This window comes from Spirillospora sp. NPDC048823, assembly GCF_043198445.1.
In the GTDB taxonomy this organism is placed as follows: Bacteria; Actinomycetota; Actinomycetes; order Streptosporangiales; family Streptosporangiaceae; genus Spirillospora.
The window spans coordinates 148,114-162,483 of the sequence record NZ_JBICUT010000008.1 but is presented as its reverse complement, the minus strand read 5'-3'; the positions used below and the strand labels follow the sequence as shown (position 1 = coordinate 162,483).

8 protein-coding genes are annotated in these 14,370 nt (G+C 76.0%); 4 read left to right on the top strand and 4 right to left on the bottom strand.

All coding sequences use genetic code 11. The features are described from left to right. The first annotated feature begins 42 nt into the window (after positions 1-42). A complete protein-coding gene (locus ACGFK0_RS20255) occupies positions 43-1,476 on the top strand; it encodes an aldehyde dehydrogenase family protein (RefSeq protein WP_392906746.1) in 1,434 nt (477 codons plus the stop codon). Here the strand turns inward: ACGFK0_RS20255 and ACGFK0_RS20250 are convergent. Both ACGFK0_RS20250 and ACGFK0_RS20245 read right to left on the bottom strand, forming a co-directional pair. Continuing rightward, positions 1,466-3,019 carry an RtcB family protein gene (locus ACGFK0_RS20250; RefSeq protein ID WP_392906745.1) on the bottom strand — a complete coding sequence of 518 codons (1,554 nt, stop codon included), beginning with the start codon at positions 3,017-3,019 and terminating at the stop codon, positions 1,466-1,468. The two genes, ACGFK0_RS20255 and ACGFK0_RS20250, sit on opposite strands and share 11 nt — an antisense overlap. Before the next feature lie 134 nt (positions 3,020-3,153). Continuing rightward, on the bottom strand, positions 3,154-3,762 hold the full coding sequence (locus ACGFK0_RS20245) for a TetR family transcriptional regulator (RefSeq protein WP_392906743.1): 609 nt from the start codon (positions 3,760-3,762) through the stop codon (positions 3,154-3,156). Positions 3,763-3,973: 211 nt separating this feature from the next. On the opposite strand from ACGFK0_RS20245, the gene ACGFK0_RS20240 reads away from it, so the two are divergent. Beyond that, the gene (locus ACGFK0_RS20240; protein WP_392906742.1) at positions 3,974-7,186 is read left to right on the top strand and encodes a carboxyl transferase domain-containing protein; all 3,213 of its coding nucleotides are present in this window, start codon (positions 3,974-3,976) and stop codon (positions 7,184-7,186) included. On the opposite strand, the gene ACGFK0_RS20235 is transcribed toward ACGFK0_RS20240, so the two are convergent. Together ACGFK0_RS20235 and ACGFK0_RS20230 are read right to left on the bottom strand one after the other, a co-directional pair. Further along, entirely contained in the window at positions 7,122-7,964 is an 843-nt protein-coding gene (locus ACGFK0_RS20235; RefSeq protein WP_392906741.1) for an ABC transporter ATP-binding protein, read from the bottom strand. The genes ACGFK0_RS20240 and ACGFK0_RS20235 overlap by 65 nt on opposite strands. 40 nt (positions 7,965-8,004) lie before the next feature. After that, entirely contained in the window at positions 8,005-8,796 is a 792-nt protein-coding gene (locus ACGFK0_RS20230; RefSeq protein WP_392906740.1) for an SDR family NAD(P)-dependent oxidoreductase, read from the bottom strand. 295 nt (positions 8,797-9,091) lie between these two features. Here ACGFK0_RS20230 and ACGFK0_RS20225 point away from each other — a divergent pair, with 295 nt between their 5' ends. Further along, on the top strand, positions 9,092-13,048 hold the full coding sequence (locus tag ACGFK0_RS20225; protein WP_392906739.1) for a Pls/PosA family non-ribosomal peptide synthetase: 3,957 nt from the start codon (positions 9,092-9,094) through the stop codon (positions 13,046-13,048). Next, positions 13,045-14,334, top strand: a complete 1,290-nt coding sequence (locus ACGFK0_RS20220; protein ID WP_392906738.1) for a M1 family metallopeptidase — start codon at positions 13,045-13,047, stop codon at positions 14,332-14,334. The genes ACGFK0_RS20225 and ACGFK0_RS20220 overlap by 4 nt, the downstream gene beginning before the upstream one ends. Positions 14,335-14,370 lie beyond the last annotated feature (36 nt).

The window sequence follows — 14,370 nt, the reverse complement described above, 5'->3', positions numbered from 1 at the left end:
GGTAGGCGAACGGACGGGGAACCCGAATCGAGGGGGACGATCATGCGGCCGCGCGACATGTGGATGCTGGCCGGCGGACGGTGGAGCCAGGGCACCGGGGACCGGATGTTCACGGTGACCGACCCGGCGAACGGCGAACCGCTGGGGGTGGTGCCCGTCTGCGCCGGCGGCGACGTCGACACGGCGGTCGCCGCGGCCGGCGACGCCGCACCCGGCTGGATGGCCGCACTGCCCGCCGACCGCGGCGCCGCCCTGCGCGCCGCCGCGCAGGCCGTCGAAGACCGCGGGGCAGAGCTGGCCGCTCTGGTGACCGCCGAGATGGGCAAGCCGTCCGGCGACGCGCTCGGCGGGGTCGAGGCCGGGATCGCGACCCTGCGCCAGTACGCCGAGCTCGGCCCCCTGCACGGCGGGCGAAGCCTGCAGGGCGGGTGGGACGCCGCCGACTTCATGGTCCGCGAGCCCTACGGGACCGTCGCGGTGATCACCCCGTGGAACGACCCGGTCGCCATCGCCTGCGGGCTGATCGGCGCCGCCGTCGTCACCGGCAACACCGTCGTGCACAAGCCGTCCGAGCGGACTCCGCACACCGGCGCCATGCTCGCCGAGCTGCTCGGCGGGTGCCTGCCGGACGGCGTCCTCAACCTGGTCACGGGCGACGGCGCGACGGGCGAGGTCCTCGCCGGCCACCGCGGCGTGGACGTCGTCGCGCACGTCGGCTCCACCCGCACGGGCCGCCGCATCGCCGAGCTGACCATCGGGACCGGGAGCAAGGCCCTGCTGGAGAACGGCGGCGCCGACCCCCTCGTCGTGGACGCGGACGTCGACCCGTCATGGGCCGCCGGGCAGGCCGCGATCGGCTGTTTCGCCAACGCCGGGCAGATCTGCACCTCCGTCGAACGCGTCTACGTGCACGAGGCGGTGGCCGCCGAATTCCTGGACGCGCTCGCCGAACGCGCCCGCACCATCCGGATGGGCGCGGGCGCGGACCCGGCCACCGAACTCGGCCCGCTGGTCGACGAGCGGCACCGCGCCCAGGTCCACGAGCAGGTCGAGAAGGCCGTCGCGGACGGCGCACGCCTCCTCACCGGCGGGCGCATCCCGGACGGCCCCGGCTACTTCTACCCGGCGACCGTGCTCACCGGCTGCACCGACGCCATGGGCGTCATGGCCGAGGAGACGTTCGGTCCCGTCGCCCCGGTCCGCACCGTCGCCTCGTTCGACGAGGGCCTGGACGCGGCGCGGCGGTCGCGCTACGGGCTCGCCGCGACCGTCCTCACCCGCGACACCGTCCACGTCCAGGCGGCCTGGCGCACCCTGAAGACCGGCACCGTGAAGATCAACGCGGTGTTCGGCGGCGCCCCCGGCGGCGCCGCCACACCCCGCCGCGTCAGCGGCTGGGGTTTCGGCTACGGCCCCGAGCTGCTGGACGAGATGACGGCGGTCAAGGTCGTCCACCTGCAGACCGTCATCCCTTGACGGTCAGCAGCGGCCGCAGTTCCGCGACGGGCGTCGCCACACCGCCGCCCTCCAGGCCCGCCACGACCGGGCCGATGTCCTTGTAGGCCCACGGCGCCTCCTGCTTGAGGTCGCGCCGCCAGGCGGCCATGACGTCGGACCGCCGCGCCACCACCGGGTCCCGGTGGTCCAGCGGCGTCACGACCCGGAAATCGCGCAGGAACGCGTCCAGTTCGGCGTCGCCGCCGCGCGCCGACGCCCCGCGCGGGACGCGGCGCCCGGCGCCGTGGCAGGCGCTGGCGAGCGTGCGCGGATCCCCGTGCCCGCGCAGCACGAAGCTCGCGGCGCCCATCGACCCGGGCACGATGACCGGCTCGCCCCACATCGCGTAGGGGCCGCCGGCCATCGCGGCGTGCCCGCCCGCAGGTGTCGCGCCCTTGCGGTGCACGACCCGGTCGCCGTCCCGCCAGAACAGGTTGTGCGGCGCGTCGTACAGGAGCCGCGACGCCATGTCCCCGCACTCGGCGGCCAGCCCCGCCCGCATCGTCAGCGACAGGAAGAACCGGTTGCCGACCGCGAAGTTGGCGGCGTTGCCGAACGCGTCGAGATACCGGCGGCGGTCCGGCTCGGACCGCTCGTCCAGCAGGAACGGCAGGATGCCGTTGCGCGGCCGGGGCAGACCGGCCGGCCAGACCGCGCGGAGCCGGTCCAGCGCGGTCGCGTTGGCCTGGTGGCCGAGCGACAGCGACCCGCTGTGCACCATCGTCACGACCGTGCCGGGCGTCAGCCCCCAGGCGTGCGCGGCGGCCGGGTCGTGGACGGCGGCGACGTACTGCAGTTCGGCGAAGTGGTTGCCGCCGCCGATCCCGCCGATGATGCTGTCGTGGCTCGCCCCGTGGTGGCTTGCGCCGTGGTGACCGGTGCCGGCGCGGCCGGAACCGCCCGCGCTGCCGATCCACCCGGCGAACGCGTCGGCCGTCCCGGCGGGGTGGCCGGAGGCGTGGACGCGGTCGAGGGCGTCTTCGGCGTCCTCGGGGCCGAGGCCCTGCCAGGGCGTCTCGCCGGTGAGCAGCAGGCCGGGCAGGCCGTCCCTCAGGAGCCCTTCGCGCTGGGCGGGGGTGAGCGCGATGCGGCGGCCGCCCTCGAAGAACAGGTGCCGCAGCCGCCGTTCCAGCGCGTCCAGCCTCGGCCGGACGCGATCGGCCCGCAGTGTGGTCACCTCCAGCCGCATGCCGCAGTTGACGTCGTTGCCGACCGCCTGCGGGAGCAGCGCGTGCTCGGTCTCCAGGACCGTGCCGATCGGGATTCCGGCGCCCTTGTGGAAATCGGGGGTGAGGGCCGCGCGAGTGATCCGCGGCGCGGGCCCGTCGTAGCCGGGCGTGGCCTCGGCGAGCCGTTCCAGCGTGGCGGCGGTGTCCAGGAAGCGCAGCGCCTCGTCCACGGCGGCGGGTTCCAGTGGGACGTCGCCGCCGGCGCAGATCTCGACGGGGACGGAGTGCGGGTTGGGGAGGGTGAGCCAGTGCTCGTCCGTGCGGACGAGCCGGTGGTCCTGACGTGCGGGCATCGCGGAATCCTTCGGGGCTACCGGAAGGCGCGCTCGGCGGCGCGCGGGAAGGGAGCCGTCCGTGCGGGAGGGCACGGCGGCGGGGGAGCGGGAATCGGCCCGCTCCGTCCTCGGGTTCAGCAGCCGCGAGGCGGTCACACGATAGCGCGGGGGCCGGTGCCCGTGCCAGCCGATTTCGGGGGGACGGCCATGTAGCGGGTCACCATCCGGGCGACGAAGTGGGCGAACCGCTCCGGTGGGCCGGAGGGCAGCATGATGTGGCTCATCGTCAGCCGCACCGCCGCGTCGGCGATCTCGGTGAGGGCGGCGCGGTCCAGGTCCGGCCAGTGGCGCAGCCCGTGCTCGGCGATGCGGGCGCTGGCGGTGAACAGCACGGGCTCGGCCTGCGTGGTGAGCAGCGGCAGCAGCTCGTCGCCGCCCGCGCCGGTCAGCACCGCCTTCTTCAGCTGGTCGTCCGCCGACATCTCCAGGGTGAACATGACCGCGGCCGTCACCGCCGAGTACAGGTCGTCGTGCTCGGACAGCACCGCGTCGATGCCGTCGAGGTAGCGTTCGTTGTCGCGGATCACGACCGCCTGGGCCAGGCCCCACTTGTCGCCGAACTCGTTGTAGACGGTCTGCCGGCTCACCCCGGCGGCAGCCGCGACGTCCTGCATGCGGACGCCGCGGTAGCCGCGCTCCACCAGAAGGTCGGCGGCGGCGTCCAGCAGGGACTCGCGCACGGAGCGGCCGGCGGTGCCCATGAGTCGTGTACCTCCGGAGGGGTGATCGTGAGGTGGCGGCCCCACCGCACCATTATCACTCGGGAGCCGCTCCCGGTCACCGGCGCGGCGCGAGGACGGCCATCGCGGCCGCTCGCGCCGCCGGACCGGCCGGACAAGCCCGGACGCGCCGCACCCCGCCCGCCTCTCTAGAGTGGGGCCCCGTCGGGCCAAGTGAGGTGAGGAGGACCGGGTGGGCGGAATCCTTGTGGCCAACCGGGGAGAGATCGCGCTCCGGGTCGTCCGGGCCGCGGCGGAGCTGGGCCTGCGGACGGTCGCCGTGCACACCCGCGACGACGCCGCCTCGCCGCACACCCGCCGCGCCGACGAGGCGCGGGCGCTGCCCGGCGAGGGCGTCGCCGGCTACCTCGACGCGGACGCGCTGCTCGCCGCCGCCAAGGACACGGGCGTCACCGCCGTCCACCCCGGCTACGGGTTCCTGAGCGAGAACGCGGCGTTCGCCGCGCGCTGCGCCGCCGCCGGGCTGACGTTCACCGGCCCCCGCCCGGAACTGCTCGAACTGTTCGGCGACAAGACCCGCTCCCGCGCGCTCGCCCGGGAGACGGGCGTGCCCGTGACGCCCGGCACGCAAGGCCCGGTGAACCTCGCGGAAGCGGAGGCGTTCGCCCGCGAGCACGGTCCGGTGATGCTCAAGGCCGTCGCCGGGGGCGGCGGACGCGGGATGCGCGCCGTCACCGATCCCGGTGACATGGCCGCCGCGTACGAGCGGTGCCGGTCGGAGGCGCTGGCCTCGTTCGGCGACGGCCGCCTGTACGCCGAGAAGTACGTGCCGCGCGCCCGCCACATCGAGGTGCAGTCCGCCGGCGACGGGACCGGCGCGGTCGTCCACCTGTGGGAGCGCGACTGCAGCGTCCAGCGGCGGCACCAGAAGCTGATCGAGGTCGCGCCCGCGCCCGCGCTGCCGGGAGGCGTGCGGGACGCGCTGCTGGACGCGGCGCTCCGCATGGCCGCCCGGGTCCGCTACGACGGCATCGGCACGTTCGAGTTCCTGGTGACCGGCGAGGAGTTCTGGTTCCTGGAGGTCAACCCGAGGCTCCAGGTCGAGCACACCGTCACCGAGGAGATCACCGGCGTCGACCTGGTGAAGACGCAGATCAGGCTGGCGCTGGGGGAGGACCTCGCCGCCGTGGGCCTGGGCGGCGGGCCGCCGCGCCCGACGGGCTGCGCGGTCCAGGTGCGGGTCAACACCGAGACGCTCGACGCGGACGGCACCCCGCGCCCGCGGACGGGGACGCTGACGGCGTTCGCGCCGCCGGCCGGGCCCGGCGTCCGCGTCGACACCCACGGATACGCCGGGTACCGCACGAGCCCGCGCTACGACCCGCTGCTCGCGAAGGTCATCGCCCGCGCGGAGGACCTCCCGTCCGCCGCCGCCCGCGCGCACGGCGCGCTCGGCGAGTTCGAGGTCGCGGGCGTGGCCACCAGCATCCCGCTGCTGCAGGGCGTCCTGCGGCATCCCGGGTTCACCTCCGGCGGCTTCGACACGTCCTTCATCGCCGACCATCTGCCCGAGCTGCTGGAGAGCGAGCACCGCCGCTACTACGTCGGGACCGTCCGGGAGGAGGCGGACGTCCCCGCCGCGCAGCCGGACGCGCCGCCCGGCACCGTCGCGGTGCCCGCGCCGATGCAGGGCACGGTCGTCGCCGTCGAGGTGGCCGAGGGCGACCTCGTCCGGGCCGGGGCGCCCGTCCTGATCCTTGAGGCGATGAAGATGGAGCACGTCGTCCGCGCGGGTGAGGCGGGCATCGTCGCGGGCGTCGCCGCCGCGGCCGGCGACACCGTCGCCGAGGGCGCCCCGCTGCTGTTCGTCGAACCCGCCGAGGTGGCCGGCGACCACGCCGCCGAGGACGCCGGGGCCGACCTCGGCGAGATCCGCGCCGACCTCGCCGAGGCGCTGCGCCGGCACGGGCTCGGCCTGGACGCGTCCCGGCCCGAGGCCGTCGCCAAGCGGCACGCGCGGGGGCACCGCACCGCCCGGGAGAACATCGAGGACCTGTGCGACCCCGGCACGTTCGCGGAGTACGGCGCGCTCGCCATCGCGGCGCAGCGGCAGCGCCGGTCCCTGGAGGACCTGATCGAGCGCACCCCCGCCGACGGCATGGTCTGCGGTGTCGGGGACGTGAACGGCGCGCAGGCCGTCGTCATGTCCTACGACTACATGGTCCTCGCCGGGACGCAGGGCTACCAGAACCACCGCAAGACCGACCGGATGCTCGACATCGCCCGCCGCCGCCGCCTGCCCCTGGTGCTGTTCGCCGAGGGCGGTGGGGGACGGCCCGGCGACACCGACACCTCGTCGGTGTCCGGCCTGGACGTGACGACCTTCCACGCCATGGGGCGGCTCAGCGGCGCCGTCCCGTCCGTCGGGATCGCGTCCGGGCGCTGCTTCGCCGGGAACGCGGCGCTGCTCGGCTGCTGCGACGTCATCATCGCCACCCGCGACGCCAACATCGGCATGGGCGGCCCCGCGATGATCGAGGGCGGCGGGCTCGGCGTGTTCGCGCCCGAGGAGATCGGCCCGATCGGCGACCAGGAGCCGAACGGCGTCGTCGACATCGCCGTCGAGGACGAGGCCGAGGCCGTCGACGCGGCCCGCCGCTACCTGTCCTACTTCCAGGGGCCGCGGGACGAGTGGACGTGCGGCGACCAGCGGATCCTGCGGCACGTCGTCCCCGAGAACCGGCTGCGCGCCTACGACGTCCGCCGCGCGGTCACCCACCTCGCCGACACGGGGTCGGTGCTGGAGCTGCGCCGCGCGTTCGGAGTCGGGATCATCACCGCGCTGGTGCGGATCGAGGGACGCCCGATGGGCCTGATCGCCAGCAACCCGGCGCACCTCGGCGGCGCCATCGACCGCGACGCCGCCGACAAGGCCGCCCGTTTCCTGCAGCTGTGCGACGCGCACGGCCTGCCCGTCGTGTCCCTGTGCGACACCCCCGGCTTCATGGTCGGCCCGGACGCCGAGCGGACCGCCACCGTCCGGCACTTCAGCCGCATGTTCGTCATCGGCGCCAACCTGCGCGTCCCCGTCGTCACGATCGTGCTGCGCAAGGGCTACGGGCTCGGCGCGCAGGCCATGGCGGGCGGCGGGTTCAAGGCGCCGCTCGCGACCGTCGCGTGGCCCACCGGCGAGATCGGCGGCATGGGCCTGGAGGGCGCGGTCCGGCTCGGGTTCCGCAAGGAGCTGGCCGAGGCCGACGACCCGGATGCGCTGTTCGGGAAGATGGTCGCCGCCGCCTACGAGCACGGGAAGGCGCTCAACGCGGCCACGGTCTTCGAGCTGGACGACGTCATCGACCCGGCCGGGACCCGCCGCTGGATCACCACGGCGTTCGGGTCCGCGCCGCCGCTCGCGGACCGCCGCCGCTGGATCGACACATGGTGACGGCGGCGTCCGCCGGACAGGCGTCCCTCACCCGCGCGTCCGCGCGGACCTCGGCGGGCGGGCCGGCGGCGATCACCCTGCCGCCGTCCAGGACGTGGAGGACGTCGCAGACGCCCAGCACCCGCTCCAGTTCCCGTTCGGCGACCAGCACCGCCGGCCCGTCCGCCGCCAGGTCGCGCAGCAGCACCTCCAGGGCGCGCGCGTCCGGTACCGGCAGGCCCGACCAGGGTTCGTCCAGGAGCAGCACCGCCGGTTCGGCGGCCAGGGCCCGCGCCACCTCCAGCAGCCGCGCGACGCCGGGCGGCGCCGTGCGGGCGCACCGGCCGGCGTGCTCCTCGATGCCGACGCGGGCGAGGAGCTCGTCGGCGCGCGCGCCCGCGTCCCGCCGGGCGTCCATGCGGAGCCGCCACCGGTCCCGCGCGGTCCGCCCCGGGTACCGCCGCGTCATCGCGTGCTTCGCGGCGGCGGCCCGCACGCTGTCGCGGACGGTCACCGAACCCTCCCGGCCGGAGCTCTGCGACGTGCGGGCGATGCCGCGCCGGGCCCGCTCGCGGGCGGTGCTGCCGGTCAGGTCCGCGTCGCCCAGCCGGACGGTGCCCGCCGCCGGGCGCCGCGTCCCCGCGATGACGTCGCACAGAATCGTCTTTCCCGCGCCGTCCGGCCCGACCAGGCCGGTGACGGTGGCGGGCGGCGCGGTGAGCCCGGCCCCGTCCAGGACCGTCAGCCCGCCGAACCGCACCGTCACGCCGGAGATCCGGAGCCCCTCCGCAGCAGCCATCCGCACCTCGGCTCATGTGACATGGATCACCGTTGGAGCGTCACTCTAGCCGGTCGCGCGTCCATTCCTTGACGCCCGCGACGAACGCGTCGACGTCGGCGGCCTTGCCCGAGGCCATCTCGGTGAACCAGCCCGGCACGTACTCCTCGAACCGCCCCTTCCCGACGACGTCCAGGACGGCGTCGGCGACCTCCTGCGCCGGCAGCGCCTCGGAGACGTCGCTGAGCGGCTCCTCGTTGCCGGGCAGCGTGAACAGCTCGGTGCCGGCGATGAGCGCCGGCTGCACGACGTGGACCTGCACGCCGGTGCCGTCCAGGTCGACCGCCATGCTCTCCCAGAACGCGGTGAGCGCCGCCTTCGACGCCGAGTAGGCGGCCTCGTGCGGCGGTCCGAGCCGCGCCGCGACCGAGCCCACCGCCACCAGGTGCCCGCTCCCGCGCGCGATCATCCCGGGCAGCAGCGCCAGCGTGAGCCGCACCGGGGACAGGTAGTTCAGGCGCATCACGTCCTCGGCCTCGGCGGGCGACAGGTCCTGGACGCGGCGCCGCTTCGGCATCCCCGCGTTGTTGACCAGCACGTCCACACCGCCGAACTCGCGCTCGACGGCCGCCGCGAGACCGGCGATCCCGTCCAGGTCCGCGAGGTCGGCGACCCACATCGCCGAACCGGGCGCGTGCTCGCGGCACCGGGCGAGGACCCGGCTCAGCCTGTCCTCGCGCCGCGCCACCAGCCCGACCCGCGCCCCGGCCACGGCCAGGGTCTGCGCGACGACCGCGCCGATGCCGGACGAGGCTCCCGTGACCAGCGCGGTCCGCCCGCTCACCGCCGACATGCCGCTCCCCTCAGCATCACCATGCCGCCCAACGTCACACACCCCGTGCGGCCCGGCAAGACGCAGCGCCGCCCGGGGGCTTTCACGGCCATCGAGTAGAGTGTCCCGATCAGCGGTACTCGCGCCCCCGCGGCCCACAAGGCCCCGGCCGGAGCGCGATCGCGGGGATCGGCGAGATCCCCGGTGGCGCGAGCGGCGCGCCGCCCGGCGGCGAGGGCGCACCGGCTCCGGTGGGACGGAGCGACGACACGGTGCCCCGGACGTAGCGGCCGCCGGCCGCCTGGACACCGGGGGAATGTTGCGTCCACTTCGTCTTTCAGGTGCCACGGCCGAATCCGAGCACGCCGTCTACCGGTCGCGGAGCGCGCCTCCCGAGCGCACCCTCCTGGACGTCCTGGACGCGACCGCGCTCCGCCACCCGTACGCGCCCGCGCTGGACGACGGCTCCACCCGCCTCGACTACGAGGGCCTGCGCGCCGAGGTCGCCGTCCTCGCCAAGGAACTGGAGCAGGCGGGGATCGGACGCGGCGACCGGGTCGGCGTCCGCGTCCCCTCGGGCACCGCGGACCTGTACATCGCGATCCTCGCCGTCCTCACCGCGGGCGCCGCCTACGTCCCGGTCGACGCGGACGACCCGGCCGGGCGCGCCGCGGCGGTCTTCGGCGAGGCCGGCGTCTGCGCGGTCATCGGAGAGCACCGGGAGGTCGCCCTCCGCGCGGTTCCCGGGGGCCGCACCGGCCGCCCGGAACCCGGCGACGACGCCTGGATCATCTTCACGTCCGGCTCGACGGGCCGGCCCAAGGGCGTGGCCGTCCCGCACCGCGCGGCCGCGGCGTTCGTGGACGCCGAGGCGCGGCTGTTCCCGGCGCACGAGTCCGACCGCGTCCTTGCCGGACTGTCGGTGGCGTTCGACGCGTCCTGCGAGGAGATGTGGCTGGCCTGGCGGCACGGCGCCTGCCTGGTGCCCGCGCCGCGCTCGCTCGTGCGCACCGGCGCCGACCTCGGCCCCTGGCTCGCCGGGCGGGGCATCACGGTCGTGTCGACCGTCCCGACGCTCGCGGCGCTGTGGCCCCCCGAGACCCTCGACGGCATCCGGCTGCTGATCTTCGGCGGCGAGGCGTGCCCGCCCGAGCTGGCCGCGCGCCTGGCCGTCCCCGGACGCCGGGTCTGGAACACCTACGGGCCCACCGAGGCGACCGTCGTCGCCTGCGCCGCCCCGCTCGGCGGCGCCGGCCCCGTCCGGATCGGCCTCCCGCTGGACGGCTGGGACCTCGCCGTCGTCGACCCCGCCGGCGCCCCGGTCGCCCCCGGCGAGACCGGCGAGCTCGTCATCGGCGGCGTCGGCCTCGCCCGCTACCTCGACCCCGCCAAGGACGCCGAGAAGTACGCGCCGCTGCCGTCCCTCGGCTGGGACCGCGCCTACCGCAGCGGAGACCTCGTCCAGGCCGACCCGGCCGGCCTCGTCTTCGTCGGCCGCGCCGACGACCAGATCAAACTGGGCGGCCGCCGGATCGAGCTCGGCGAGGTCGACGCGGCGCTCCAGGCCCTGCCCGGCGTGACCGGCGCCGCCGCCGCGGTCCGCGCGACCCCGGCCGGTCACCGGCTCCTCGTCGGCTACCTCGTCACCGGGGACGGATTCGACCCGGCCGGGGCGCGCGACCGGCTGAGGGAGGTGCTCCCGGCCGCGCTGGTGCCGCGCCTGGTCTGCGTGGAGACGCTTCCCACGCGGACGTCCGGGAAGGTCGACCGGGACGCGCTGCCCTGGCCGATGCCCGCGGCGGGCGACCCGGACGCGGCGGACAGGGACACGGACCCGGACGCGGAACCGCTCAGCGGTGCCGAGGAGTGGCTGGCGGCCAGGTGGGCCGAAGTGCTGGGGGAGGCCCCGGCCGCCCCCGGCGCGGACTTCTTCGAACTCGGCGGCGGCAGCCTCGCGGCGGCGCGGCTGGTGTCGGCCCTGCGGCCGCGCCATCCGTCCGCGGCCGTCGGAGACGTCTACGAGAACCCGACACTGCGCGGCCTCGCCGCCCACCTCGGAGACGGGGAGCCGCTGGGCGCGGCAGCGGAGCCGGCGCCCGCGCGCGCCGTGCGGCCGGTGCCGGTACGGGCGTCCGCCGTCCAGGCGCTGCTGATGATCCCGCTGCTGACGCTCGGCGCGATGCGGTGGGCCGTCGGCCTGGCCGCCCTCGGCAACCTCGCCGCCCGCTACGCCCCGGCCGCGTTCCCGTGGGTGCCGGGCGTGTCATGGTGGGCCGTGCTCGCGGGCGCGACGCTGTTCGTCGCGCCGCCCGGCAGGATGGCCCTGGCCGCCGCCGGCGCGCGGCTCCTGCTGCGCGGGCTGCGGCCCGGCGCCCATCCGCGGGGCGGCGCCGTCCACCTGCGGCTGTGGACGGCCGAGCAGCTCGCCGCCCGCCTCGGCGCCGCCGAACTGTCGGCCGCGCCCTGGTTCGCCTTCTACGCCCGCGCGCTCGGCGCCCGGATCGGCGCCGACGTCGACCTGCACTCCCCGCCGCCCGTGACCGGCATGCTCTGGCTCGGGCGCGGGGCGGCGATCGAACCCGAGGCCGACCTCAGCGGACACTGGCTGGACGGCGACGTCCTGCACGTCGGTGAGATCCGCGTCGGCGCTGGCGCCGTCGTCGGCGCGCGGGCCGTGCTGTTCCCCGGCGCCCGCGTCGGGAAGAAGGCGCACGTCGCGGCGGGCGCGGCGGTGACCGGCCGGGTCCCGGCCGGGCAGCGCTGGGCGGGCGCCCCCGCCGTCCGCAAGGGCAAGGTCAAGCGGCACGGCGACACCGTCCGGCCGCCGAGGCGCCGCCGCTGGACGCTGGCGTACGCGGTGTCCGCGCTCGGGCTGGGCCTGCTGCCGCTGATCGCGGCGGTACCCGGGCTGGCCGTCCTCGGCTTCTTCGTGCACGGCACGGCGAGCCTGGGCGGCGCCCTGGCGGCGGCCCTGCTCTCGGTGCCCCTGGCCACGCTCGCGGGCATGACCGCGTTCGCGTCGATCACCCTGGTCTGCGTGCGGCTCCTGGGCCTCGGGCTGCGCGAAGGCGAGCACCCGGTGCACAGCCGCCAGGCATGGCAGGCGTGGGCCACGAGCCGGCTGATGGGGACGGCGCGCGTATGGCTCTTCCCGCTGTACGCCAGCGTCCTCACGCCCGCGTGGCTGCGCGCCCTCGGCATGAGCGTCGGCCGGGACGTGGAGGCCTCGACCGTCCTCGCGCTGCCCACCATGACCTCCGTCGACGACGGGGCGTTCCTCGCCGACGACACGATGGTCGCGGCCTATGAACTGGGCGGCGGGCGGATGCGGATCGCGCGGGCCCGCATCGGCGAGCGCGCGTTCCTCGGCAACTCGGGGATGACGGGCCCCGGCCGCAAGGTTCCCAAGGGCGGCCTGATCGGCGTCCTGTCGGCGGCGCCGAAGAAGGCCGAGGCGGGCGCGTCCTACCTCGGCATGCCGCCGGTGCGGCTGAACCGCAGGGCCGACACCGCCGACCAGGCCCGCACGTACCGGCCGCCCCGCCGGCTCAGGGCGGCGCGGGCGGCGGTCGAGGCGTGCCGCGTCGTGCCGGCGATGTGCACCGTCGCGGTCGGCGTCCTGGCCGCCGCCGCCTTCGAGGGTCTCGCCGCCGCCCGCGGGTTCGGCGTCGCCGCGCTCCTGTCGGGGCTCGTCCTCACCGCCGCAGGCGTCCTCGCCGCGGCCGTCGCGACCGCGGCGAAATGGGCGCTCGTCGGACGGATCACGCCCGGGAACCGGGCCCTGTGGAGCTCGTTCGTCTGGCGCAACGAGCTGGCCGACAACTTCGTCGAGGTCCTCGCGGCGCCGTGGTTCGCCGAGCCGTGGCTCGGCACCGCCCCGCTCAACCTCTGGCTCCGTTCGCTCGGCGCCCGCATCGGACGCGGCGTCTGGTGCGCCACGTACTGGCTCCCGGAGGCCGACCTCGTCCGGCTCGGCGACGGCGCGTGCGTCAACCAGGGCTGCGTACTGCAGACCCACCTGTTCCACGACCGGATCATGCGGGTCGGCGCGGTCGTGCTGGAGCGCGGCGCGACGCTAGGCTCCAACGGGGTGATCCTGCCCGCGGCCTCGGTCGGGGCGGGCACCACGGTCGGACCCGCGTCCCTGGTGATGCGCGGCGAGCAGCTGCCCGCCGGCACCCGGTGGCTGGGCAACCCGATCGCGGCCTGGACCCCGGGCGGCACCGGCCGGGACGACACCGAACGACGACCCGAGGGACCCCACCGTCCGTGAACACCCGCCCCGCCCCGTACTTCCCCGGCCACGGCGACGACGGCTACTCCGTCGGCGCCTACGACCTCGAACTGGACTACCGGGTCGGCCCCAACCGGCTCGGCGCCACCGCGCGGCTGTCGGCGTCGGCCGGCGCGCGGCTCGACCGGTTCGCGCTCGACCTCGGGCCGTTCCGCATCGGCAGGGTCCTGGTGGACGGGAGCCCGGCGCGGTTCCGGCACCGGCGCGGCAGGCTGACCGTGACGCCCGCGCGCCCCGCCGGCCCGGGCGCGTTCACCGTGGAGGTCCGCTACACCGGCAACCCGTCGCCCGTCCGCAGCCACTGGGGCGGGCTCGGCTGGGAGCAGCTGACCGACGGATCGATCGTGGCGGGGCAGCCGACCGGCGCGCCGTCGTGGTTCCCCTGCAACGACCGGCCCGGCGACAAGGCCCGCTACCGGATCACGGTCACCACGGCGTCCGCCTACACCGTCGTCGCGAACGGCCGGCTCACCGGCAGGCGCCGCGCCGGCGCGAACACCGTCTGGGTGTACGAGCAGGACGAGCCGACCGCGACCTACCTGGCGAGCGTCCAGATCGGGCGGTACCGGTCCGTGGAACTGGACGGCCACGTCCCACAGCACGTCCACTTCCCCGCGGCGCGGGAACGGCGGGTGCTGCACGACCTGGGTCGCCAGGGGCAGATGATCGAGGCGTTCTCCGAGCTGTTCGGCCCCTACCCCTTCGGCGCGTACACGGTCGTGGTCGCCGACGACGAGCTGGAGATCCCCGTCGAGGCGCAGGGAATGTCGATCTTCGGGGCGAACCATCTCGACGGGGAACGGGGCGAGGAGCAGCTCGTCGCGCACGAACTGGCGCACCAGTGGTTCGGCAACAGCCTGACGGTGGCGCACTGGCGGGACATCTGGCTGCACGAGGGCTTCGCCTCCTACGCCGAATGGCTGTGGTCGGAGAGGTCGGGCGGGGCGCCCGCGGCCGAGCACGCCCGCCGATGGCACGCGCGGCTGGCCAGGGAATCCCAGGACCTCGTGCTCGCCGATCCCGGGCCGCGGCACCTCTTCGACGACTACGTCTACAAGCGCGGCGCGCTCACGCTGCACGCGCTGCGGCGCACGACCGGCGACGACGCGTTCTTCCGGACCCTGCGCGAGTGGACGGCCGGGCACCGCCACGGCTCGGTGACCACCGAGGACTTCACCGCGCTCGCCGCCCGCGGCGCCGGCCGCCCGCTGGACGACCTCTTCTCCGCCTGGCTTCACCGGCGTCCGCTGCCCCCGCTGCCGTGAGGGCGGGTAAGGTGGTGGGTTTGCCCCCACTCACCT

Coding starts and splice junctions, on each gene's coding strand:
- ACGFK0_RS20235 (WP_392906741.1), bottom strand. CDS start 7,964: ATGGCTGCTGCGGAGGGGCTCCGGATCTCCGGCGTGACGGTGCGGTTC.
- ACGFK0_RS20250 (WP_392906745.1), bottom strand. CDS start 3,019: ATGCCCGCACGTCAGGACCACCGGCTCGTCCGCACGGACGAGCACTGG.
- ACGFK0_RS20245 (WP_392906743.1), bottom strand. CDS start 3,762: ATGGGCACCGCCGGCCGCTCCGTGCGCGAGTCCCTGCTGGACGCCGCC.
- ACGFK0_RS20230 (WP_392906740.1), bottom strand. CDS start 8,796: ATGTCGGCGGTGAGCGGGCGGACCGCGCTGGTCACGGGAGCCTCGTCC.
- ACGFK0_RS20255 (WP_392906746.1), top strand. CDS start 43: ATGCGGCCGCGCGACATGTGGATGCTGGCCGGCGGACGGTGGAGCCAG.
- ACGFK0_RS20225 (WP_392906739.1), top strand. CDS start 9,092: ATGTTGCGTCCACTTCGTCTTTCAGGTGCCACGGCCGAATCCGAGCAC.